The organism is Streptomyces sp. RG80, from assembly GCF_040446465.1.
GTDB lineage: Bacteria > Actinomycetota > Actinomycetes > Streptomycetales > Streptomycetaceae > Streptomyces.
Window position 1 is genome coordinate 1 of record NZ_JBEAAJ010000006.1, and the last position, 21,311, is coordinate 21,311.

Annotated in this window: 21 protein-coding genes and 1 riboswitch; of the genes, 6 read left to right on the top strand and 15 right to left on the bottom strand. The window is 72.2% G+C overall.

Translation table 11 applies throughout. From position 1 onward, the window contains the following. The coding region (locus ABKA17_RS20800) for a cytochrome c oxidase subunit I (protein WP_353693646.1) at positions 1 to 639 on the bottom strand (639 nt) is incomplete at its 3' end. A 105-nt stretch (positions 640 to 744) separates the two neighbouring features. Here ABKA17_RS20800 and ABKA17_RS20805 point away from each other — a divergent pair. Both ABKA17_RS20805 and ABKA17_RS20810 read left to right on the top strand, forming a co-directional pair. Then, the gene (locus tag ABKA17_RS20805) at positions 745 to 1,284 is read left to right on the top strand and encodes an RNA polymerase sigma factor (RefSeq protein ID WP_353693647.1); all 540 of its coding nucleotides are present in this window, start codon (positions 745 to 747) and stop codon (positions 1,282 to 1,284) included. Beyond that, on the top strand, positions 1,277 to 2,167 hold the full coding sequence (locus ABKA17_RS20810; RefSeq protein WP_353693648.1) for a CU044_5270 family protein: 891 nt from the start codon (positions 1,277 to 1,279) through the stop codon (positions 2,165 to 2,167). The genes ABKA17_RS20805 and ABKA17_RS20810 overlap by 8 nt, the downstream gene beginning before the upstream one ends. A gap of 1 nt (position 2,168) precedes the next feature. On the opposite strand, the gene ABKA17_RS20815 is transcribed toward ABKA17_RS20810, so the two are convergent. Further along, the gene (locus tag ABKA17_RS20815; protein ID WP_353693649.1) at positions 2,169 to 3,017 is read right to left on the bottom strand and encodes a bifunctional 5,10-methylenetetrahydrofolate dehydrogenase/5,10-methenyltetrahydrofolate cyclohydrolase; all 849 of its coding nucleotides are present in this window, start codon (positions 3,015 to 3,017) and stop codon (positions 2,169 to 2,171) included. Positions 3,018 to 3,038: 21 nt separating this feature from the next. Then, positions 3,039 to 3,123: riboswitch (ZMP/ZTP riboswitch) on the bottom strand. A gap of 4 nt (positions 3,124 to 3,127) precedes the next feature. Next, complete coding sequence (locus tag ABKA17_RS20820) at positions 3,128 to 3,952, bottom strand: hypothetical protein (RefSeq protein ID WP_353693650.1); 825 nt, start codon at positions 3,950 to 3,952, stop codon at positions 3,128 to 3,130. Between the two features lie 61 nt (positions 3,953 to 4,013). Here ABKA17_RS20820 and ABKA17_RS20825 point away from each other — a divergent pair, with 61 nt between their 5' ends. Next, positions 4,014 to 4,547 (top strand): MarR family winged helix-turn-helix transcriptional regulator, encoded by a 534-nt coding sequence (locus ABKA17_RS20825; RefSeq protein ID WP_353693651.1) that lies wholly within the window; start codon positions 4,014 to 4,016, stop codon positions 4,545 to 4,547. 24 nt (positions 4,548 to 4,571) lie between these two features. Here the strand turns inward: ABKA17_RS20825 and ABKA17_RS20830 are convergent, their stop codons facing one another. Continuing rightward, a complete protein-coding gene (locus tag ABKA17_RS20830) occupies positions 4,572 to 4,925 on the bottom strand; it encodes a nuclear transport factor 2 family protein (protein WP_353693652.1) in 354 nt (117 codons plus the stop codon). Between the two features lie 166 nt (positions 4,926 to 5,091). Here ABKA17_RS20830 and ABKA17_RS20835 point away from each other — a divergent pair, with 166 nt between their 5' ends. Then, entirely contained in the window at positions 5,092 to 5,388 is a 297-nt protein-coding gene (locus tag ABKA17_RS20835; protein WP_353693653.1) for a hypothetical protein, read from the top strand. A 144-nt stretch (positions 5,389 to 5,532) separates the two neighbouring features. Then, the gene (locus ABKA17_RS20840) at positions 5,533 to 6,993 is read left to right on the top strand and encodes an aldehyde dehydrogenase family protein (protein WP_353694219.1); all 1,461 of its coding nucleotides are present in this window, start codon (positions 5,533 to 5,535) and stop codon (positions 6,991 to 6,993) included. A 10-nt stretch (positions 6,994 to 7,003) separates the two neighbouring features. Here ABKA17_RS20840 and ABKA17_RS20845 read toward each other — a convergent pair whose 3' ends face one another. From ABKA17_RS20845 to ABKA17_RS20885, 9 genes are all read right to left on the bottom strand, one after another. Then, entirely contained in the window at positions 7,004 to 8,200 is a 1,197-nt protein-coding gene (locus ABKA17_RS20845; RefSeq protein ID WP_353693654.1) for a type III PLP-dependent enzyme, read from the bottom strand. Next, positions 8,197 to 9,903 (bottom strand): IucA/IucC family protein, encoded by a 1,707-nt coding sequence (locus tag ABKA17_RS20850; protein ID WP_353693655.1) that lies wholly within the window; start codon positions 9,901 to 9,903, stop codon positions 8,197 to 8,199. The genes ABKA17_RS20845 and ABKA17_RS20850 overlap by 4 nt, the downstream gene beginning before the upstream one ends. After that, positions 9,903 to 11,096 (bottom strand): MFS transporter, encoded by a 1,194-nt coding sequence (locus tag ABKA17_RS20855; protein ID WP_353693656.1) that lies wholly within the window; start codon positions 11,094 to 11,096, stop codon positions 9,903 to 9,905. Before ABKA17_RS20855 ends, ABKA17_RS20850 begins: the two co-directional genes overlap by 1 nt. After that, positions 11,093 to 12,778 carry an IucA/IucC family protein gene (locus ABKA17_RS20860; RefSeq protein WP_353693657.1) on the bottom strand — a complete coding sequence of 562 codons (1,686 nt, stop codon included), beginning with the start codon at positions 12,776 to 12,778 and terminating at the stop codon, positions 11,093 to 11,095. Before ABKA17_RS20860 ends, ABKA17_RS20855 begins: the two co-directional genes overlap by 4 nt. After that, positions 12,775 to 13,947, bottom strand: coding sequence for an ATP-grasp domain-containing protein (locus tag ABKA17_RS20865; RefSeq protein ID WP_353693658.1), 1,173 nt, complete (start codon positions 13,945 to 13,947; stop codon positions 12,775 to 12,777). Before ABKA17_RS20865 ends, ABKA17_RS20860 begins: the two co-directional genes overlap by 4 nt. Before the next feature lie 85 nt (positions 13,948 to 14,032). After that, complete coding sequence (locus ABKA17_RS20870) at positions 14,033 to 15,052, bottom strand: ABC transporter substrate-binding protein (protein WP_353693659.1); 1,020 nt, start codon at positions 15,050 to 15,052, stop codon at positions 14,033 to 14,035. Positions 15,053 to 15,180: 128 nt separating this feature from the next. Then, positions 15,181 to 16,041, bottom strand: a complete 861-nt coding sequence (locus tag ABKA17_RS20875) for an ABC transporter ATP-binding protein (RefSeq protein ID WP_353693660.1) — start codon at positions 16,039 to 16,041, stop codon at positions 15,181 to 15,183. Further along, on the bottom strand, positions 16,038 to 17,051 hold the full coding sequence (locus ABKA17_RS20880) for a FecCD family ABC transporter permease (RefSeq protein WP_353693661.1): 1,014 nt from the start codon (positions 17,049 to 17,051) through the stop codon (positions 16,038 to 16,040). Before ABKA17_RS20880 ends, ABKA17_RS20875 begins: the two co-directional genes overlap by 4 nt. Then, positions 17,048 to 18,043 (bottom strand): FecCD family ABC transporter permease, encoded by a 996-nt coding sequence (locus tag ABKA17_RS20885; protein WP_353694220.1) that lies wholly within the window; start codon positions 18,041 to 18,043, stop codon positions 17,048 to 17,050. Before ABKA17_RS20885 ends, ABKA17_RS20880 begins: the two co-directional genes overlap by 4 nt. 197 nt (positions 18,044 to 18,240) lie before the next feature. Between ABKA17_RS20885 and ABKA17_RS20890 the strand changes: the two genes are divergently transcribed. Next, entirely contained in the window at positions 18,241 to 19,077 is an 837-nt protein-coding gene (locus tag ABKA17_RS20890) for a (2Fe-2S)-binding protein (protein ID WP_353693662.1), read from the top strand. On the opposite strand, the gene ABKA17_RS20895 is transcribed toward ABKA17_RS20890, so the two are convergent. Further along, entirely contained in the window at positions 19,072 to 20,490 is a 1,419-nt protein-coding gene (locus ABKA17_RS20895) for a hypothetical protein (protein WP_353693663.1), read from the bottom strand. The two genes, ABKA17_RS20890 and ABKA17_RS20895, sit on opposite strands and share 6 nt — an antisense overlap. A gap of 79 nt (positions 20,491 to 20,569) precedes the next feature. Continuing rightward, on the bottom strand, positions 20,570 to 21,298 hold the full coding sequence (locus tag ABKA17_RS20900; RefSeq protein ID WP_353693664.1) for an HAD family hydrolase: 729 nt from the start codon (positions 21,296 to 21,298) through the stop codon (positions 20,570 to 20,572). Positions 21,299 to 21,311: the final 13 nt, after the last annotated feature.

Genomic DNA, 21,311 nt, shown 5'->3' on the forward strand with positions numbered 1-21,311 from the left:
GCGGTCCGCCTCCAGGGCGAACAGCGCGGCCGCGAGGACCGGGAAGGCGAGCAGCACCAGCACCGCGGTCAGCAGCACGTTCCACACGAAGATCGGCATGCGGAACATCGTCATGCCGGGGGCGCGCATGCAGATGATGGTGGTGATGAAGTTGACCGAGCCGAGGATGGTGCCGAAGCCGGAGAAGGCCAGACCCATGATCCACAGGTCGGCGCCGATACCGGGCGAGCGGACCGCGTCGGAGAGCGGGCTGTAGGCGAACCAGCCGAAGTCGGCGGCGCCCTGCGGGGTGAGGAAGCCACCGACCGCGATGAGCGAGCCGAACAGGTACAGCCAGTAGGCGAACATGTTCAGCCGCGGGAAGGCCACGTCCGGCGCGCCGATCTGGAGCGGCATGATCCAGTTCGCGAAGCCGGCGAACAGCGGCGTCGCGAACATCAGCAGCATGATCGTGCCGTGCATCGTGAACGCCTGGTTGAACTGCTCGTTCGACATGATCTGCAGACCCGGCCGGGCCAGCTCGGCGCGCATGAACAGCGCCAGCAGACCACCGATGCAGAAGAACGTGAACGACGTGACCAGATACAGCGTTCCGATCGTCTTGTGATCCGTGGTCGTCAGCCACTTGAGGTGCCTCATGCCCCGCCTGTGTCCGCGCCCGCCCGGGACGTCACACTTCAGGGGCGCGACGAGAATCACGGAAGAGGGTGTGACGATCCCCGGGGTGCCGGACAAGAACGGAACATGAGCGACGACGACAACTTCGCCGCTGCCTATCGCGAGCACTACTGGGCGGTCAGCCGCTATGTCGCGCGGCGACTGGACGGGCGTATGAACGAGGTCGAGGAAGTGGTGGCGGAGGCGTTCACCGTCGCCTGGCGCCGCCGGGCCGACCTCCCGCAGTCCCCGCTGCCCTGGCTGTACGGGGTGGCACGGAAATGCCTGGCCAACGCGGTACGCGGACAGGGGCGCCGGCGGCGGCTGGTGGACCGGCTGGGCAACGACGACACGGCCCACGGGCGGCACATCGAGGCGGGCCCCGACACGGAGGCCCCCGGGGCCTGGGTGCACGAGGCGCTGGCCCGGCTCTCCCCGGCCGACCAGGAGGTGCTGCGGCTGACAGCCTGGGAGGAACTCGGCGTCGAGGAGGTGGCGGTCGCCCTCGGCTGCGGCACCCGCGCCGCGTCGATGCGGCTGCACCGGGCGCGGCGCCGGCTGAGATCCGAGATCGACCGCATGGGCCCCAAGACCGCCGCCGCCCTGAAGGAGAACGGCCATGGCTGACGAACTCGAACTCCTGCGCCGAGCCAACCCGGTCCCCACCGACGGCCCGCACTTCGGCGACGGACCCCTGGACCACCACGCCGAGCGACGGCTGAGCCGGCTGATGCGGCAACGGACATCCCGCCGCCCCCGACTTCTCTGGGGGCTGGCGGCCACGGCCGTCGTCGGTGCGCTGGTGGCGGCGCTGCTGCTCACCGACCAGACCACCACGCCGGCGGCCGCCGCCCCCCGCCCGCTCGTCGTACGCGCCGACTCCACCCCCGTGTCCCTGGCGACCCTGGCGAAGCGGGCCCGAGCGGTCGACAGCTCGCTCGAGCTGCGCAAAGGCACCCATGTGAAGTCGTGGAGCCTCGGCATGAGCGAGGACGAGCCGCCGATCACGTTCCCGGAGGAGCGTGTCGTGCGGTGGAACGCCGACGACAGCCACACGGTGACCGTCGACGACGGCCACGACCGCACCACACGGACCTATCCGCCGAGTTGGAGCGACGCCCCGCCGCAGTCGCCGCCCCCGCACGACGTCGCCCGGCTGCGCGCCTACCTCCAGGAGGCCACGCACACCGACACCGCGCTGGACACCGGCGGGCTTCTCGACGGCGTCGCGGTCCTCCTCGACACCTGGACCCTCGGCGCCCGTGAGTCCGCGACGGTGGCCGAGATGCTGGCCGACGCCGAAGGGCTGAAGCCCGTCGGACAGGTCACCGACCGGCTCGGGCGGCGCGGCCAGGCGTATGTGTACCAGCAGGCGGCCACCCGCCGGATGCTGATCATGGACCCGGCCGGCGGCGCCGTACTCGGTCTGGAGACCACCTTCACCGAGGCGGATCCCGAGTACGGCGTCAAAGCCGGTGACGTGATGGACTACCGGGCCTGGACGCGCTGACTCAGACTCCGAGCTGCCGGGCGGCGGCGTCCACCGTCTGCTCCAGCAGTGTGGCGATCGTCATCGGACCCACGCCGCCCGGCACCGGGGTGATCAGCGAGGCCCGCTCCACCGCGGAGTCGAAGTCGACGTCACCGACGTTCCCCTCGTTGTACCCGGCGTCGAGCACGACGGCGCCGGGCTTGATGTCCTGGCCCTTGATGAGCCGCGCCCGGCCCACGGCGGCGACCACGATGTCCGCCTCACGGACGGCCGCGGACAGGTCCGCCGTACGCGAGTGGCAGTACGTCACCGTGGCGTCGCGGGCGAGCAGCAGCATGCCGGCCGGCTTGCCGAGGATCGCGCTGCGGCCGACGACCACCGCCCGCTTGCCGGACGGGTCGACGTCGTACTCGTCGAGCAGCCGCATGATGCCGCCGGGCGTGCAGGACACGAAGCCCGGCAGGCCGAAGCTCATCGTCGCGAACGAGGCGAAGGTGACGCCGTCGACGTCCTTCTCCGGTGCGATCGCCTCGAACGCGGCCCGCTCGTCGATGTGTTCGCCCATCGGGTGCTGGAGCAGAATGCCGTGCACGGCGGGGTCGGCGGAGAGCGCTCTGAGCGTGCCCACCAGTTCCTCGGTGGTCGTCGCCGCGGGCAGCTCCACGTGCCGGGAGGCGATGCCGGCCTTGCGGCAGCGGTTCTGCTTCATCCGGACGTACGTCACGGACGCGGGGTCCGCGCCGACCAGTACGGTCGCGAGACACGGGGTGGTGCCGGTGCGTTCGGTGAGGTCGGCGGCGCGATTGCCGGTCTCCGCCACGATCCGCGCGGCGAGCGCGGTGCCGTCCATGAGACGAGCCTGAGACATGATCCACTCCTGGGCTGGTAGTCGGTTCGCCCAGGCGCACGGCATCGGGATCCTGCGAGCCGCTCCCCGGTGGTGCTCCACCTCAGCGCCAGTCACGGCCCGCCGACAGCCTAACCCTCCGAGGGAGGCGCCGTCGGATCGGCCCCGGCCAGGAAGCCGGCCGCCTGCTCGTGCACGGGGCCTGCGCCGATCGCCCCGGCCCAGCGGGCGATCTCCGTCGCCAGCGCCCGAGCCCCCGCCTCGTCGCCCGTGTCCCTCGCGAGCACCGCCAGCAGCATCAGCTGGGTGAGCATGCCGGGGACCATGCCCGCCCGCGCCCCGAGCGCCGTGGCCCGCTGCCAGCGCGCCCGGGCGCTGTCGTGGTCGCCGCCGTCGTGGTCGTGGTCGCCGAGGTGCCGCAGCGCCTCGCGGACCAGCAGATCGTCGCCGCCCGACTCGCCGGCGTGCAGGGCGGCCTCGTAGTGGGCGGGCGCCGCGGTGCGTTCGGCGAAGAGGTTGTCGGCGATCAGCCCGAGATACATGGCGGCCCAGCCCCGGCGCACCTTGTCGGGGGCGCCTTCGCGCAGGTCGAGCGCGTCGCGCCGGATCCGCGCGAGGGCTTCGGGGTCCTTGCCCGCGGGGCCGGGCCGGAACGTGCCGTCGGTGCGCAGCAGCCGGAAGTAGTCGTGCCGCAGCCGCAGGAAGCCGAGGTCCCAGCCGGAATCCCGGGGCACGGCCGCGATGCGCTCGGCCGCCAGGTCCGTACCGCCGAACCAGTCGCTCTGGAGGGCGGCTTCGGCCGCCGCGAGACGGTGGAGTGCGTGGTCCTCGGAGGTGGCCGGGGTCGTCGCGTCCAGCAGGCGCAGCGCCCGGTCCCACCGTCCCGCCAGCGACAACTCGCGGGCGGCCGCGAGGAGTTCGGGGAAATCGACGGTTGTGCTCGTGGTGGTCGTCATGACCGGGGAAGGTAGTCAGGCGAAAAACTATCCACAAGAAAACCATTGCGGGAGGCAGGTAATGGAGGACTCGGTCGACCGGCACGTCGAGGTGTGGTCGAAGGAACTCGACTGGATGGACCCGGTCAAGGAGGCCGTCTACGCGCGGCTGGCCATCCTGGCCCGGCACGCCTCGCAGGCCCGCCGCGACACCCTCGACTCCGACGGGCTGCCGCACTGGCAGTACAAAGTGCTGCTGACCCTGCGCCGGCTCGGTCCGCCGTACACCACGAGCCCCTCGCACCTCGCCGACCTGATGGGCCTGACCCGGGGCGCGCTCTCCGCCCGCCTCGGGCCGCTGGAGGAGGCCGGCCTCATCGGCCGCACCCACGAGAGCGCCGACCGCCGCCGGGTACGGGTCCGGCTCACCGACGCCGGATACGCCGCGTTCGAACAGCACGCGGCGTCGGAGGAAGCGGGCGAGGTCGCGCTCCTCGCAGTACTGACCGCAGCAGAGCAACGGACGCTGGCCGACCTGTTGCGGAAACTGGTCGTGGCCGCGGAGTCGGGACCGGTGCCGACCGCACCGAGAAGGTCCAGCTCAACCGGGACGTGATCTGGACCTTCGGCAGCAGCCTCCCTATTCGTCCCATGCCTGGATCATGACCTGCTCGGCGATCTTCCCGTCGCGCAGCGTGATCATCGACTCGGAGAGCACCCGCACCCCGTCCGAGTACAGACAGCTCTCGCTGAACGCGGCGTTGTCGCCGTCCACGACACAGCGTTCGAGCTTGTGCGTCATGTCGCGGCTGTAGACGTCCTCCAGGAGCGCGCCGATCTCGTCCCGGCCGTGCAGGACCCTCGGGCTGCTGGGCTGTGTGTTGTGGTCCACGACGCGCAGTTCCGCGTCGTCCGCGTAGAGCGACAGCAGATTCGCCGCCGTGTTTCCCTCGATGCTGCGGCGCAGGGTCTCGGTGTTGAAAGCGGTGCCCATGATGACCTCCGACGAGGCCCGCGGCCGAGGGGAGTGGGCTGCGTGGGCCTCTTCTAAGAGACTCCTCCGCCCCGCCGGGCTCGGCAAGCGCAACCGGCACTGAGCCTGACGGGTGAGCGGAGCCCGCTGCCCGTGTCCGTGGAGGGTCCGTCGGCGTTGCTGAAACATGATCTCCACTCGACGTATCGCCGCTGTCGTCGGCCTCGCCGCCGGTGTCACCGGCCTCGCCGCCCCGATGGCGAGCGCGGCTCCGCTGGACGGCCTCGACACGACCGCGCTGAGCCCGATCGCCACGCTCGACTCGCTGTCCGTCACGGACATGCCGGCGGAGTACAAGGGCGAGCTTCCGCGCCCCTCCGCGCAGCTGGCGCAGCTCAACCGGCTGAACGACCTCAACCAGCTGAGCCAGGTCACCGACCTGGCCGCCCCCGTCACCCAGCTGCTGCCGGGGATCCAGTACTGATCCACCCGCGTCACGTTCACCCCGAGGGCCGCCCGGCCGAAAACCAAGCACAGCCGGGCGGCCCTTGACATTGTTGTCCGGTAAACAGAGCATGCGGACAAGAAATGAATCATGGTTCACGTGGCGAACAAAGAGGTCCGCATCATGCCCATCACCCGCGAACTGTTCATCGGCGGCAAGGACGTGCCCGCCGACTCCGGCCGCACGGCGGAGGACGTCAACCCCTACACGGGCGAGGTGTACGCGACCGTCGCGGCCGCGGGGCCGAAGGACGTGACGCGGGCCGTGGACGCGGCCGAGGCGGCGTTCCCCGCGTGGGCCGAGCTGGCCCCGTTCGCCCGTCGCGCGATCCTGCTGAAGGCCGCCGACCTGCTCGACGGCAAGGGCGACCAGGTCGCCGAACTGATGGCCCACGAGGCCGGCGGTACCCGGCCCTGGGCGCACTTCAACGTCTACCTCGCGGCGAACATGCTGCGGGAGGCGGCCGCCGCCGTGACGGCGCCGCGCGGTGAGGTCCTCACCGCACAGGAGCAGGGCGCGCTCGGCCTCGCGGTCCGTGAACCGGTCGGCGTGGTCGCGGCGTTCGCGCCGTGGAACGCTCCGGTCATCCTCGGCGTACGGGCGGTCGCCGCGCCGCTCGCCGCCGGCAACACCGTCGTCGTCAAGGCGAGCGAGGACGCGCCGATCGCCTGCGCGCTCTTCGTGGCCGACGTGCTGCGCGAGGCCGGACTGCCCGACGGCGTGCTCAACGTCGTCACCAACGCCCGCGAGGACGCCGCCGAGATCGCCGAGGCGCTCATCGCCGACGAGCGGGTGCGGGCGGTGAACTTCACCGGCTCCACCGGCGTGGGACGGATCATCGGCGAGCACGCGGCCCGCCATCTCAAGCCCGCCGTGCTGGAGTTGGGCGGCAAGAACTCCGTCATCGTGCTGGCCGACGCGGACGTCGACTACGCCGTGGACGCCGTCACCTTCAGCGTCTTCATGAACGCCGGGCAGATCTGCATGTCCGGCGACCGGATACTCGTCCACGAGTCGCTGGCCGAGGAGTTCACCCGGAAGTTCACCGCCAAGACGGCCTCGTTGCAGGCCGGCGACCCGAACGACCCGCACACCGTGGTCGGGCCGCTGGTCGCCGCCTCCGCAGCGCAGCGCGTGGCCGGGCTGGTCGAGGACGCGGTCGCCAAGGGCGCGAAGGTCCTCACCGGCGGCGGGACGCCCGACGGCGCGGTGCACCCGGCGACCGTCCTCACCGAGGTGCCGAAGGACGCCGAGTTGTACCACGCCGAGGCGTTCGGACCGGTCTGCGTGGTCGAGACGTTCTCCGACGACGACACCGCGGTGGCCGTCGCCAACGACACCGAGAACGGTCTGACCTGCGGCATCATCACCGAGAACGCCACGCATGGCCTGGCCGTCGCCCGCCGGATCCGCACCGGCATCGTGCACATCAACGATCAGTCGGTGGCCGACGAACCGCAGGCCCCCTTCGGCGGGTTCAAGGCCTCCGGGTACGGCCGCTTCGGCGGACGCTGGGGCCTGGAGGCCTTCTCCAACACCCGCTGGGTGACCATCGCCACCCAGCAGGCGCACTACCCGTTCTAGGGAACCCCTCCTAGAAGCTCCCCTCCGGTCCGGCGTCCAGGAAGTGGAAGCCGGGCCGGGGGTGCATCAGGAAGTCGTGGTGGGAGATGTTCCACGCGTAGGCACCCGCCAGCGCGAACACCACCCGGTCACCGGCCCGCAGCCCGGGCGCGGCCACCCGCCGGGCGAGGACGTCCTTCGGGGTGCACAACTGCCCGGCCAGCGTGACGTGTTCGCCCTCGGCGGCCGGCCGCGGCCACGGGTGCGGCCAGTCGGCCACCCGCAGTACGACGCAGGGCTGGTCGTGGCCCTTCGTCGCCGGGGTCCGCAGATGGTGGGTGCCGCCCCGGACCACGCCGAACTCCTCGCCGTGGCTGTGCTTCACGTCCAGCACCTCGGTGGCGTACCAGCCGCAGTACGCCGTCAGTGCCCGCCCCGGCTCGATCCGCAGCGTCAACCCCGGGTGCGCCGCCACGAGTCGGTCGAGCCCCTCGCCGAACGCGGCCCAGTCGAAGCGGCGCTCGGGGTCCGCGTAGTCGACGTGCATGCCGCCGCCGACGTTGACCTCCGCGAGCGGCACCCCGAGTCCGGCGGCCCAGTCCACCATCGCCCCGGCCACGGCGAGCTGCTCCGGAGCCTCCAGGCCACTGGCCAAGTGGGCGTGCACACCCCGCAGTTCGAGATGCGGATATGTGCCGTCCGTGAGCGCTCGGACGACCTCGGCAGCCTCGGCGGGGTCCATGCCGAAGGGCGTCGGACGCCCGCCCATCGCCAGCGAACTGCCCGCCAGCGAACCGTCGGACAGCGGCAGGTTGACGCGCGGCAGCACCGCCACCCGCCGCCCCGCCCGCCGCGCCAGCTCGGCCAGCATCCGCAGCTCGTACCCGCTCTCGACATGGAAGCGCTCGACCCCCGCCTCCAGCGCGGCGCTCACCTCGTCCGGCGTCTTGCCGGGACCGCCGAAGGCCATCGGGCGCCCCGGAACCGCCTTGGCCCCATGGGTGAGTTCACCGCCCGAGGAGACCTCGTATCCGTCGACGTAGGGACCGAGCGCGGCGAGGATCTCCGCCTCGGGGTTCGCCTTGGCCGCGTAGTACAGCTCGACCCGCTCGGGCAAAGCGGCCCGTACGGTGGCGGCGTGGGCGCGCAGTGCCGTCAAGTCGTAGAGGTAGGCGGGCAGTTCGCCCGACGTGAGGGCCAGGGCGCGGGCGTGGACGGCGGGGGTCATCGGGTGCTCCCGGTCAGGATGTCCTCGGCGAGCGGGGACGACAGACGGACGTAACCGGCCTCGCGGTCGGCCTTGCGCTCCCAGCGGGTGAGCAGGTTCGCCTTCGCGGGCAGCGGCACGCCGGCGAGGAGGGCGGAGAGCCGGGGCGGGCAGCCGAGCCGGTCGGCGTACGACTGGAGCGTCGCGCGTACCCGGCCCCACAGCTCGGCCTCCGTCTCCGGGTGCAGATCGGCGAGGGCGGCGAGCAGCTCGGCGATGTGGTTGACCAGCAGGCAGTAGACGACCCGGTCCCAGCCCCGCTGGGCGTCGTACGTCATCGGGCCCGCGACCTCGGGCGGCAGCGCGGCGAGGGTGTGGGCGTGGTGCTCGGGGACGAGCTTGGTGCCCTCCAGGTCGCGGAAGAGGACCTGCGCGGGCATGCCGTCGTCGTCCACGCAGACCAGGACGTTCTGGAGGTGTGGTTCGAGGACGAGGCCGTGGTCGAAGTAGGCGGCCAGGACCGGCGGGACGAGCAGATCGAGGTAGGCCGACCACCAGTCGAGGGCCGCGCGGGCGTCGGCCCCGTCGAGCAGCCGGGAGATGTGCGCGCCGCTGCTCGGGTACTCGTCGGCGACGGCGGCCGCCAGCAGGGGAGTGGTGCCGGGGGCGAGCCGCTGGGGCAGGCCCTCGCGGACGATCACGCCGAAGCCCTCGAACAGCGCCTGGTCCGGGGTTCCGTCGGGGCCCGGCAGGGCGAGGGTGCGGTAGGCGGGCTCGCGGAGCACGGCGCTGCCGGGGAAGCGCTCGGCGAGATCGGCCAGCGCCGGGGCCAGCACCCGGGTCAGGGCGACCGCGCCCGACAGCTCGTAACTGCTGTTCTTGCGCAGGCAGTTGGTGATCCGCACGTTCAGGCTGAACTTCAGGAAGGTCTCCCCGTCGTACAGCGTGCGCACGGACGCGGTCGCGGCGAAGGGCCGGCCGCCCGGACCGAGGTCCAGCACGTCGCCGTTCGCCAGCGCCGTGCTCAGCGCGGGGTGCTCGCGGAGCGTGTCGTACTGCCATGGGTGGGCGGGCAGCAGGCGGTAGCCGGCCGGGACGTCGGCCCGCAGCCGGTCCAGGGCGGCGACGGTCGACGGCTCGGCGCACTCCTCGGCGATCAGGTGCTCGCGGACCGCGAGATGCCGCAGCGGGAAGGCGGCCCCCACCTCCGGCGCGTACGCCGACCAGGCGCGCGGGTCACCGGTGCGGGCCTTGGGGGTGGGGTGGAAGCGGTGGCCGAACAGCAGGGACTGCTCGGAGGCGAGGTAGGGGTCGGCCTGCTCGGTGCGAGGGGCGCTGAGCGCGGTCGTCACGGCCTCGTGGCTGGAGGCGATCTGCTCCAGGAACTCCTCGTTGCGCACCCCGGTCCGCAGCGACAGCTCGTCGTGCGTGTACTCGGCGAGGCGGCGCCAGTGCAGCTCCGTCCACTCGCCGCCGCGCTGTTCGGACACCGGGCCGGTGAACCGGTGGGCGCCGAGCAGTGAGGTCCGGCGCAGATCGACGCGGAGCAGTACTCCGCGCCGGGGCAGGCGCAGCAGGAGCCGGCCGTCGGTGACGACGCTCTGGTGCTCGGGGCCGGACACCTCGCGCAGCAGGCAGTTGAGGAGGGTGTGGGCCACCACCTCGTCGGCGGTGGGCAGTTCGGTGCGCCCGGGCGGCGTCTGGGGCAGGGCGAGCGAGGGCATCAGCGGCTCCAGCGGGGGGTCATGGAGGGGAGGAGGGTCGCCACGGCGGTGACGGCGGCAGCGGCGGCACCGGTCAGCACGGGGGCGGCGGGCCCGAAGCGGACGCTGCCCGCGGCCGCCGCGAGACCGGCGGCGACCGCGCCGGCCTTGGAGAAGAACTCCAGCGAACCGAACAGCCCGCCGGGCGCCCGGCCCTTGGCGCAGTCCGCGGCCAGCACCTGAAGACACACCAGGCCGAGCGTGAGACCGGCGCCGAGCAGCAGTCGCACGGCGATCAGCGCGGGCAGCGAGTCGACCAGGCCGTGCCCGGCGAGACCGAGCGCGATGAGGACGAAGCCGAGCACCATCCCGGTCCTGGGGCGCTCCCGGAACGCGGAGTGCACGGCCAGCGCCGCCACCAGATAGCACAGGTGGGGCAGGGCGAAGAGCACCCCGGACAGCGTCGGTGAGGTGCCCGGCAGCCGGTCGTCGACGAGGGCGATGAGATAGGGGAAGGAGATGACGGTGGAGAAGACGAAGGCGAACTCCAGCGCGTAGAGCGCCCTGAGGGACATCACCGGGGGCGTGTCGGCCACGGTGACGGCGGCCTCGGCCGTGCTGCGCGGAGTGGGGCCCGGTTCGGGCAGCGCCGCGAGGAGCAGCGCGGCCGTGAGCGGGAGGACGGCGAGCAGCGCGTACTGGCGGTGCGGCGACAGCCAGCCGGACAGGGCGCCGACCACGATCGGCGCGAAGACCAGCGCGGCCCGGGCGCTGCCCTGCATCAGCGTGAGCGCCTTGGACAGGGCCGGGCCCTCAAGGGCCGCGCCCAGGTAGCCGTTGGAGGCGGCGAAGGTGCCGCCGAGGATGCCCTGGAGGACGAGCGCGAGGGTGAAGCCGGCGAGCGAGTCGGCCCACCCGGCGAGCACGAAGGCCACCGCGAGCCCCAACTGAGCGCGCAGCAGCAGCCGTTTGCGGCCGTAGCGGTCGGCGAGCCGCCCCCACACAGGCGCCGCGATGCCACCGAACACGGTCGGGACGACATAGAGCACCCCCGCCCAGCTGGCGTCGCGGTCGCCCAGCCCCGGCAGGATCTCGGTGAGATACGGCGGCAGCCCCAGGGCCGCGAAGGACGCCACGAAGTAGCAGCCCGCGACCGCCTGCACATGACCCCGACCGAACGCGGACCGCGGTATCCGCAGTGCCCCGGCGCTCATGCCGAACCCCCTTGCCGCAGCAGGTAGTTGGGGCCAGTGGTGTAGTGCTTGTTGACATCGGCCGCGCCGGAGCGCTCCTTGGACAGCAGCGAGCCGGCCGTGACCATCGCCTTCACCGGAAGCCGCGGCGCGTCCAGCACCCGCTCGCGCAGCACGGCGGCCGCGTCGCCGCCGAGCCGGTCCACCGCCTCGCCCAACCTTTCCCGTACGAGGTCGAGCACGGCCCGGCGGTGTCGGGGGAGGCCGAACGCGTAGGCGCCCGCGCACAGATGGACGGTGATGGTGGTGAACAGGTCGGCGACCGGACCGTCACCGGATACATAGGTCCGGGCGTCATCGAAGCCCCATGGGCCGGGCAGCACTGCGCCGAGCCGCTCGGCGTTGACACGCGGCCCGTCGTTGTCCTTGAACAGCAGTCGCAGGCTGCCGGGTCGCAGCACCAGCGAGACGTTCTGCTGATGCGACTCCAGCGCGATGCCGTACCCGAACAGGGTGGTCTGCCAGTCGAACAGCAGGGTCAGGAAGGCGTCCAGCAGGGCGAGCGGCTCGCCGCCGTAATAGCGGTCGGCCAGCTGGTCGAGGACCAGCCGCCCGTCCGGCGCCTCGGCGAGCAGGGCGGCCAGCGGTACGACCTCGGCGCCGTCCAGGGCGGCCGGGAAGCGCCGGCACAGGACGGCCAGCAGCTCGTGCCCGGCGTGGGCGTACGTGGTCTCGTCGGCGTGCAGGATCGTGTCCCGGAACCGCGGCTCACGGGCGATCACCGCCTCCAGCAGTCGCTGCCCCGCCGCCCCGTCCACGAGGGTGCCGGGCTTGACGGTGCGCTTGTTGCGCAGGCCCAACGTCGCGGTGGCCAGAGGGACTTTGAGATGCGTCGACGCGTCCACGGCCACGGTGCGCATCGATAGTGTCGGTACGACGTCCAGGTACGCCCGGTCCGCGAACACCGCCCCGTCCGGCAGGCCGCCGTCCCGCAGCGCGTAGACGGTCAACGGGTGCACCGGCAGCGCCACATGGGTGCCCGCCACCTCGCCCAGACCGAGCTGTTCCGGCGTCGGCCAGAACGCGGGGAGCGTGCCGGCCAGGGTGACGCTCTCGCGGCGCAGGGCGATCCAACGCAACGCGAACCGGGGGTGGAACTCGGGTGCGTACGCCTGGAGTTGCAGCTCGCTCAGCCCTGAGCGGCCGCGCGCGGTCGGATACACGGGATGGTCCAGCCGGGCGGCGAGGGTGTCGTACGCCAGCGCGGGCCAGTGGGCCGGGTCCTCGCCGAGCCGGCTCATGACGTCGGTGCGGGTGGCCGCGTGCAGCCGCACGGTGGCCAGCGTCTGCCGGCACTCCTCGGCGAAGGCGTCGTAGCCGCCGCGGTCCACGGGGTCGGCGAGCGCCCGCAGTTCGGCGAGCACGGTGTCGTAGGAGGTCAGCTCGGCGCCGTCCGACTCGCGGACGAGCAGCGGCAGCCGGGCGGTGTACTCGCACTGGAAGCCGTCCTCGGCGACCGGCAGCAGCAGCGCGTCGTCCCCGGTGGGCAGGCGCATCCAAGGGCCGTCCGGGCGGTGCACGAGCGTGCTGCCGGTGCGCAGTCCGACCACGTCCTCGCGGAGGAAGGCGCTCAGGACACGGGTGAGCAGTTCCCGCGCGCACGTGTCGGTCGTCGGGGCCTGCGGGGATGTCGCGGCCGTCACGGCTGGATCTCCCAGCGCAGGCCGGCCAGGAAGTCGGCCGACACCCGGTCCACCGTCGGCTGGTCGGTGCCGGTGGCGCGCAGCACGCCGAGGTAGTCGCGGTTGGTGCCGTACAGCTCGTGCCGCTCACCGACCGCGCGCAGCGGACGGTACGTCAGGTGGACGCCGTCGACGCTCAGTTCCGTCGCGGCCGGGGCCTCGGTGAGGATGCCGGGGCGCTCGGCGCACGGGTACTCCAGACGGGCGGCGCCGTCCTGGCGGGCGCCCAGGTCGGCCGGGAGCGGCTCGCCGAGGTGGGTGCGCAGGATGTGCTCGAAGAGCGGGATCTTCAGCAGCCGGGCCAGCAGCAGGTCGCACTGGTCGCCGATGGCCCGGTAGTTGACCTCGATGATCCGCGCCCGGCCCTCGTGCACCACGAACTCGGTGTGACAGGCCCCGAACCCGACGCCGAGCGCGTCCAGTTGGGCGAGGACCTGCTCGACGACCGGCTCGGGGTGGGCCGGGACGAAGGTGAGGGTCTCCTCGATGAAGTACGGCGGCGGCGACAGCTCGGTGTGGAAGCCGCCCAGGACATGACGGGTCCGTCCGTCGCCGAGGGTCTCCAGGGTGTACAGCTCGCCGGGGAGGTACTCCTCGACGACCAGGACGGTGCCGGGGCGCCGCTCGAAGATCTCCTTGGAGCGGGTCACCAGATCCTCGGCGTTGTCCACGAGGACGACGTCCTCGCTGGCCACCCCTTCGCGCGGCTTGATCACACACGGGTACGGCGCGTCGAGCGCGGCCGGTTCCGTGAGCTCGGTCGACCACACCGTGTCGACGTCCGCCGCGGCGAGCCGGCGGCGCATCTCGGCCTTGTCCTTGCAGCGCAGGGTGGCCCGCCAGTCCTTGCCGGGGAGCCCGAAGTAGGCGGCGGCCAGGGCGGCCTGGGTCTGGAGGTGGTCGCTGTTGGTGAAGACCGCGTCGGGCCGGTGGTGCGTGGAGATGCGGGTGACGACGGCCCGGAAGTCACGGACGTCGCACTCCAGGACCTCGAGGTCCGGATATGCGGCGCGGTGGGCGTCGGGCTGGTCGGTCAGGACGGTGACGTCCAGACCCAGCCGGGCGGCGGCGGGCAGGAAGCCCTCGGTGACGGAGTCGGTCGGGTTCAGGGCGAGCAGGTACAGACGCATGAAAAGGCAGAACTTCCGCTAGCGGGTGGGGGGTTGAAGGGGCGGGCCTTGGCCGTGGTCGCGGCCCGCCCCGATTCAGCGGGAGTTACTTGGCGGGCAGCGGTACGCCGGTGGCCTTCGCCACGTCCGCGAGCATCTGCTCGGCGGCCTGGACACCGATGCCGGACATCCACGTCTCGTCCGGAACCTCGAAGACCTTGCCGTCCTTGACGGCCGACAGGGACTTCCACACCGGGTTCGAGGTGACCTGCTTCTTCTGCGTCTTGTCGTCCACGTCCGCGGAGGTGACGAAGATCAGGTCGGCGTCGGCCTGGTCGATCTGCTCCGGGCTGACGTCCTTCATCGTGACCTCGGGGTCGTCGGAGACCTGCGAGGCGGGCCGCTTGAAGCCGATGTCGTTCAGGACCACACCGCTGTAGGAGTTCGACTGGTACAGACGGGTCGGACCGGCGATGAAGCGGACCACGGACGCGGTCGGCATGGCGTTGCCGTCCTTCTTCTTGATGGCCTCACCCAGGGCCTTGGCCTGCGTCTCGTACTCGTTCAGCTTGGCCGCGGCCTCCTTCTCCAGGCCCAGCGCCTCGGCGTGGACCTTCAGGTTCTCCTTCCAGACACCGCCGGTGGTCTCCGTGAAGACGGTCGGGGCGATGGCGCTGAGCTTGTCGTAGACCTTCTCGTGCCGGACCTTGGAGGACAGGATCAGATCGGGCTTCAGCGAGGCGATCTTCTCCAGGTTGGGTTCCAGGAGCGGGCCGACGTCGGCCGTGTCCTTCAACTCGCCCTTGAGGTAGGTCGGGAAGCCGCCCTCGGTCTTGAAGTGCGGGGCGACCGCGCCGACCGGGTCGATGCCGAGCAGCGTCACGTCGTCCAGCTCACCGGTGTCGAGGACGACGACCCGCTTCGGCTGGGACGGGATCTTCACATCGCCCATGGCGGTCTTGAGGGTGCGCGGGAAGGCGCCGGAGTCGGTGGCGGGCTTCGCCGCGGTGGACTCCTCGGACGAGGAGTCGCTGCCGCAGGCGGTCAGGGCGGCCGTTCCGAGGATCACGGCGAGCAGGGAGGCCAGAATCTTCCCGATTCCGGGCATGGCGAATCGCTTGAGCATGGGGGGTTGGTTCTTTCTTTCCGTCGGGTGGTGATCAGGCGGTCGCGGCGGAATGCCGGACAGCGCTGCGCCCCTCTGACTCTGCGCAGACGGGGCGCTCTGTGTCGGTGTCGAGAGTCCGACCGTGCTCAGCCCTTCGGGCCTCCGCGCGCTCGGACTCTCGACACCGACGCGCCCCGCCTGCGCAGTGGGACGACCAGCGGGGTGCCGGTCTCCGGGTCGGGGATGACTCGGCAGTCCACGTCGAACACGGACTTGACCAGCTCCGCGTCGAGGACGTCCGCCGGGGCTCCGGCGGCGGCGAGCCGGCCGTCCTTGAGGACCACCATGTGGTCCGCGTAGCGGGCGGCCTGTCCGAGGTCGTGCAGCACCATCACCACGGTGCGGCCCGCCTCGGCGTGCAGGGCGGCCACCAGGTCGAGTACGTCGAGCTGGTGGCGCAGATCGAGGAAGGTGGTGGGCTCGTCGAGCAGGAGCAGCTCGGTGTCCTGGGCCAAGGCCAGCGCGATCCAGGCGCGTTGGCGCTGACCGCCGGAGAGCCGGTCCACCGGCTGGTCGCGCAGGGCGGTGGTGCCGGTGCGCTCCAGGGCCTCGTCCACCGCCTTCTGGTCGGCGGCCGACCAGGGGCTCAGCAGCCGCTGGTGCGGGTAGCGGCCCAGCCGTACGAGCGCCTCGACGGTGATTGCCTCCGGGGTGACCGGCTGCTGCGGCAGCAGCCCCATGCGCAGGGCGAGGGCCTTCGCCGGCAGTCGGTGGATGTCGGAGCCGTCCAGGGTGACGGTGCCCGCGGCCGGGGCGAGGAGCCGGCTCAGGCCGCGCAGCAGCGTCGACTTGCCGCAGGCGTTGGGGCCGACGATCGCGGTGACGGCGCCGCCGGGGAGGGTGAGGTCGAGGCCGCCGACGACGAGACGGTCGCCGTAGCGCAGGTCGAGGCCCTCGGTGGCGAGCTGGTTGGGGGTGTTCATCCGGGTCTCCGGTCGGGTGGTCATGCGTGGCTCCTCTGCACGGGCGAGCTCTGCCGGAACATCAGCACCAGCAGCCAGGGCGCGCCGAGCGTGGCGGTGACCGCGCCCACCGGCAGCCCCTCGATCGGCAGCAGGTGCTGCACCACCAGGTCGGAGGCGAGCAGCAGGACCGCCCCGGTGAGTCCGGCCAGCGCCAGCGAGGCGGCGGTCGGCGGCCCGGTGAGGAACCGGACGACATGCGGAACGGCGAGCGCCACGAACGTCACGGGACCGGCGAGCGCGGCGGCCAGCGAGGCCAGGACGACGGCGAGGACGAGGAGTTGGAGGCGGGTCGCGGCGGTGTTGAGACCGAGGGCGCCCGCGGAGTCGTCGCCGAGGTCGAGCACGGCGAGCCGGCGGTGCAGTACGAAGGCGGCGGTGAGCGCGAGCACCATGGCGCCGCCCGCTCCCCACACCTCCGTCCAGGTCCGCCCGTACACCGAGCCCGTGGTCCACTGGAGCGCCGATCCGGCCAGCTCGGCCGGGAAGCGCACGATCATCAGGTTGACGGCGGCGGCGAGTCCCGCCTGCACGGCGAGCCCGGTCAGCACCAGCCGGGTGACGGCGAGCCCGGAGCCCCAGGCGAACACGCCCAGCAGCAGGGCCGCGAGGAGTCCGCCGCCGAGCGCGCCGAGCGGAACCAGCGTCTGGGAGGCGCCGACGGCGATCAGCGCGACCGCGCCGAGCGAGGCGCCGCCGGTGATGCCCATGACGTCGGGGGACGCCAGGGGATTGCGGAACAGCCGCTGGAGGACACAGCCCGCCACGCCGAGCCCGGCACCGCCGACGATCGCCGCGACCGAGCGGGGCGCCCGGAACTGCTGCACCACCAGGACGTCACCGGAGTCGCCGAGTCCGACCAGGGCGCGCAGTGCCGTGGGCGCGGGGATCCGCATCTCGCCGGTCGTCAGGGAGACGGTGAGCAGCACGAACAGTGCGGCGAGGGCGACGGCGGCGAAGAGCAGGACGCGGGTACGGGTCTTGGCCCGGTTCATCGGGTCGCCACCTTCCGGGCGAGCAGCGCGAGCAGGGGCGCGCCCAGGAACGCCGTCACGATGCCGACCTCCAGTTCCGAGGGGCGCAGCACCAGCCGGCCGAGCACATCGGCCGAGAGCAGCAGCAGCGGGCCGGCGATGAGACAGCCGGGCACCAGCAGCCGGTGGTCGCCGCCGAGCAGCGGACGTACGAGGTGGGGTGCGGCGAGGCCGATGAAGGCGATCGGGCCGGCGACCGCGACCGCCGACCCGGCGAGCAGGACGACCGCGATGCCGCCGGCGAGCCGGATGCGGCCCACCGGGACACCGAGGGCCTGCGCCGAATCGTCGCCCAGGGCGAGGGCGTTGAGCGCCGGGGAGACGGCGAGGGCGACCACGAGGCCGAGCAGCAGGGTCGGCAGGACCGGCCACAGCGTGTCTAGGGGGCGTCCGGACAGCGAGCCGGCGAGCCAGAAGCGGGCCTCGTCGAGGGTGCGCTGGTTCAGCAGCATCACCGCGGACGTCCAGGACAGCAGCACGAGTTGGAGCACGGTGCCGCCGAGGGCGAGCCGTACGGGGTCGATGTCCCCGCCGCGACGGGACAGGGCCTGGGCGAACAGGGCGGCGACCGCGGCTCCGGCGAACGCGAACCACACGTACTCGACAGGGTCGTTGAGCTTGAGCGCGAAGATCGCGACGACGACCGCGAAACCGGCGCCCGCGTTGATGCCGAGCGTCGTGGGGGACGCCAGCGGGTTGCGGGTGATGCCCTGGGCGACGGCTCCGGCGACGCCGAGCGCGGCGCCGACGGCGAGGCCGATGACGGTGCGCGGCAGCCGCAGTCCGGTCACGACGAGGGCGTCGCGGCCGTGGGCGTCGCCGAACAGGGCGTCGGCCACGGTGGACAGGGGTACCGAGCGGGCGCCGAGGGCGAGGCTCAGGGCGGTGCAGAGGGTCAGGGCCGCGAGGCCGGTCAGGAAGAGCGGTATGTGCCTGAAGGCACGAAAGGGCACACCTGTGGGGGGTGCGCCCCGATGGGTCGCAGTCACGAGGCGTGAGCTTAGGTGAGGCTTGCTTTACTTTTCAACTGACTGTGGGATTCCTTTGAGGTGCGTTGACATGGGACTCCCTTGATCAAGCTAAGGTAAGGCTTGCCTATTGAACCTTGCTTGTGTGTCCGCTGAAAATGTCTGCCCTCTGGAGCACGCCGATGTCCCTGGCCCTGAAGACCACACCGGACGGCGCCGTCTCGCGAGCCCTCGGTGACGTCTATCGGCGGCTGGCCGGCATCTGTGAAGCGCTGGACGTGCGGGTCGCGCCGACCGGCCAAGTCGGCGTGACGGCCGCCGAGTTGGCGTCCGACCGGAACCTGCTGGACGCCTTCGTCGAAGCCGAGTCGGCCCGCATCCAGGGCCGTTACGGAGTCGCCGTACGCCCGGACGTCGCCGCCTCCCGCGCCCTGCACGACTACGCCTGGTCCGTCGGCGTGCTGATGGGCGGCGCCTGGTACCTCGAACGCCGGGTGCCCCGCATCCGCCCCGAGGACCTGCGCCTCGACCTCGCCTCGGGGGCGTTCGAAATCACACCCGGCACCGAACTCGCCTGCCTCCCCGGCGACTCGGTGGCCGCCCTTCCCGGAGTGCTGACGCTCCCTCAGGAGGACCAGCTGCGCGCGCGGTTGCGAATGTCGCTCGCCGAGCACATGCGCCCGCTGCTGGCCGCGATCGGCCCCGTCGCGCGCCGCCGGTCGCGTGCCCTGTGGGGCATGGTCTCCGACGACCTGGTCTCCGCACTCTGGTACCTCGGCCGGATGCTGGGCGAGGAGGGCGCCGCGATCAGGGCCGCGACCGAGGTGCTGCCGATCCCCGTGCCGCCGTACCCCAGCGGCGCCGACTTCCGCTACCTGGTGGGCGACGACGGGAGCCGCCACGCCACCCGGACCCGCACCGGCTGCTGCATGTTCTACGCCATCCGCCCGGCGGAGGCCTGCTCCACCTGCCCGCGCACGTGTGACGCGGAACGGCTGCGGAGGCTGGAGACCTCATAGCCGCCCGGCGGCCCGTGCCAGCTCCGCGCGCAGTTCGGGCACGGGCTCGCGCGCCGCGGCGTCGAGGAGGATCCGGCGTGCCGCGGCCGGGACGGCCTCGGCCGGCCAGGTCCTGATCGCCCGGAGCGCCATTCGGCGGTTTCTGCTCGTCCGGTTGTGCAGGGCGGTCTCCACCAGCTCCCAGCCGTGGCCGGGGTGGGCGTCCAGCCGGCTCACGATGATGTCGAGGACGCCGTCGACCTCGTACTCCCTGCCGAGGCCCAGTTCGGTGGTCGGACCGGTGCGCAGGTCCTGGAGCGGGAGGACGCGCCGAGCCGCCTCGACGACCGCCGCGATCTCGTCGCTCGGACAGTCGTCGACGAGCAGGAACCAGACGGCCTTGTCGTAGGGGTGAGACTCCACCCTCCGCAGCAGCGTCGGACGCACCGGGATGGCCATCCGGGTCGCCGCCCACGCCGCGAGGCGGAGCGTCGCCGGATCCTCGTCGGCGAGGCCCGCGAGTACGACACGCCGGGCTGCCGGATCGGCGACGGATTGCCTGAACCGGTCCCGGACGCGCCGCCACTCCTCGTGTTCCGCGCACAGGGCGCTCGCCCGGGGGTCGCCGAGGAAGCGGTCGATCGTCAGGAGGGTCCAGAGCCGTGGCAGCGTGGCGCCTCCCGCTGTGGCGTGCCGTAGGTAGCCGGTCAGCGCGTCCACCGCGTCGGCGTAGGAGCCCAGGGCCGCCCCGGGACCGTCGACATCGGTGAGCGCTTCGAGGAGCCTGCCGACGCCGTCCAGCATCTCGTCGTCCAGTGATCGCCTGGAGACGACCTCGGCGAGGCCGCCGGCGCGCGCGGCGGTCAGCGCGAAGTAGCTGTCCAGTACGTCTCCCGTGCACGACTCGCGGATCAACCACTCCCGGATGTCGGGATCGGACGTTTCCGCGAGGTGCTTGACGGCGTCGACCCGAGCCCAGCCGTCCGCCCGCCGGGCCAGTTCGAACAGGGCCCGGCACGGGTCGGACTGGGAGCGCGCCAGGGCGGCACAGGCCTCGGACGAGTACGCCGAGGCCGTGCCCAGGCTCGTCAGGAGGTCCCTGTCCGCGTCGGTCCCGGCCAGGGAGAGCAGCAGGAGACCGAACCGGATCGCGTTCGGGTGTTCACCGCGCAGGGCGAACCACCGGCCCAACTCGCGTGCGCGGGCAGCCGGTAGGGCTCGTTCCTGGAGGCTCGATTCCAGGGCTCGTTGGTGGTCACGCCACTCGATGCGCCGAAGCTGTCTGTCCAGGACAGAAAGCACCGGGGGAGGCAGCGTGGCGGTGGAACTCGTGAGACGCGTGGCGGCGGCGGTGATACGCGCCGCGGCGGTCTTCGACCCGTTGGCGCGGCGGCTCGGCCGGGGCGTCTGCTCGGGGAGATGGGAGCGGGTCACCGGACGACGGCCCGGGTGTCCTTTCGTCTGATCATGAGGTGATCTTCGCAGGCGGGCCCGCGCCGGGCAAGGGCCGTCCTCACGCCGTCGGGCCCGGACGCACCGCGTTCAGGCGATGCGGCAGATCGAACACCGAGTCCAGCCGATCGTGCGGCGGGACGTCGGCCGTGCCTTGGGGATCGATCAGGAGTGCCTCCATGCCCAACCTGCGCGGGCCCGTGTAGTCGGCTTCGTAGGAGTCGCCGATGAACCACACGTCCCGCGCCGGGACCCCGAGTCGGTCGAGCGCCGCCCGGTAGATGTCCGCGTGGGGCTTGCGCCTGCCCACCTCCACGGAGAGCACGACCGCGTCCATGACGTCGAGCACCCCCATCGCGGCGAGCTGCTCCGGCACCATGGTCGGACTGTGCGTGTTCGACACCACCGCCAGCCGGAACTCCGAGCCCAACCCCTTGAGCAGGACGTCGATCCCGGCCGGGTGGCGCACGGCGGCGCTCCACTCCGCGAGATAGGCCGCCACGAAGGCGTCCACCTGTTCCGGCGTCGCGGGCCGGGGCAGCACCGCGCCCAGGAACTCGGTCGTGACGTCCGCCATGGAGAACTCACGGTCGTCGAGCGCGCTCGCCCGGTCGAAGCGGGCGGAGGTCGCGGACCAGACGTCCAGGAACCGCTCGTATCCCAACTGCCCCCCGAAATCGCGCAGTAGGGCGTGGGAACGCCGGTAGCCCTGTTCCGTGCGGCTGGGCGAGTAGTCGACGAGTGTGCCGAAGAAGTCGAACAGGAGATGGGTGGGACGGCGCCTGATCATGCGGGGATCCTGC

Excerpts from the sequence above, each read along its gene's own strand:
- ABKA17_RS20875 (WP_353693660.1), bottom strand. The coding sequence starts at position 16,041 with ATGACCACCCGACCGGAGACCCGGATGAACACCCCCAACCAGCTCGCC.
- ABKA17_RS20870 (WP_353693659.1), bottom strand. The coding sequence starts at position 15,052 with ATGCTCAAGCGATTCGCCATGCCCGGAATCGGGAAGATTCTGGCCTCC.
- ABKA17_RS20810 (WP_353693648.1), top strand. The coding sequence starts at position 1,277 with ATGGCTGACGAACTCGAACTCCTGCGCCGAGCCAACCCGGTCCCCACC.
- ABKA17_RS20890 (WP_353693662.1), top strand. The coding sequence starts at position 18,241 with ATGTCCCTGGCCCTGAAGACCACACCGGACGGCGCCGTCTCGCGAGCC.
- ABKA17_RS20850 (WP_353693655.1), bottom strand. The coding sequence starts at position 9,903 with ATGCCCTCGCTCGCCCTGCCCCAGACGCCGCCCGGGCGCACCGAACTG.
- ABKA17_RS20880 (WP_353693661.1), bottom strand. The coding sequence starts at position 17,051 with ATGAACCGGGCCAAGACCCGTACCCGCGTCCTGCTCTTCGCCGCCGTC.
- ABKA17_RS20805 (WP_353693647.1), top strand. The coding sequence starts at position 745 with ATGAGCGACGACGACAACTTCGCCGCTGCCTATCGCGAGCACTACTGG.
- ABKA17_RS20835 (WP_353693653.1), top strand. The coding sequence starts at position 5,092 with ATGATCTCCACTCGACGTATCGCCGCTGTCGTCGGCCTCGCCGCCGGT.
- ABKA17_RS20830 (WP_353693652.1), bottom strand. The coding sequence starts at position 4,925 with ATGGGCACCGCTTTCAACACCGAGACCCTGCGCCGCAGCATCGAGGGA.
- ABKA17_RS20820 (WP_353693650.1), bottom strand. The coding sequence starts at position 3,952 with ATGACGACCACCACGAGCACAACCGTCGATTTCCCCGAACTCCTCGCG.
- ABKA17_RS20815 (WP_353693649.1), bottom strand. The coding sequence starts at position 3,017 with ATGTCTCAGGCTCGTCTCATGGACGGCACCGCGCTCGCCGCGCGGATC.
- ABKA17_RS20865 (WP_353693658.1), bottom strand. The coding sequence starts at position 13,947 with ATGCGTCTGTACCTGCTCGCCCTGAACCCGACCGACTCCGTCACCGAG.
- ABKA17_RS20845 (WP_353693654.1), bottom strand. The coding sequence starts at position 8,200 with ATGACCCCCGCCGTCCACGCCCGCGCCCTGGCCCTCACGTCGGGCGAA.
- ABKA17_RS20855 (WP_353693656.1), bottom strand. The coding sequence starts at position 11,096 with ATGAGCGCCGGGGCACTGCGGATACCGCGGTCCGCGTTCGGTCGGGGT.
- ABKA17_RS20900 (WP_353693664.1), bottom strand. The coding sequence starts at position 21,298 with ATGATCAGGCGCCGTCCCACCCATCTCCTGTTCGACTTCTTCGGCACA.
- ABKA17_RS20825 (WP_353693651.1), top strand. The coding sequence starts at position 4,014 with ATGGAGGACTCGGTCGACCGGCACGTCGAGGTGTGGTCGAAGGAACTC.
- ABKA17_RS20840 (WP_353694219.1), top strand. The coding sequence starts at position 5,533 with ATGCCCATCACCCGCGAACTGTTCATCGGCGGCAAGGACGTGCCCGCC.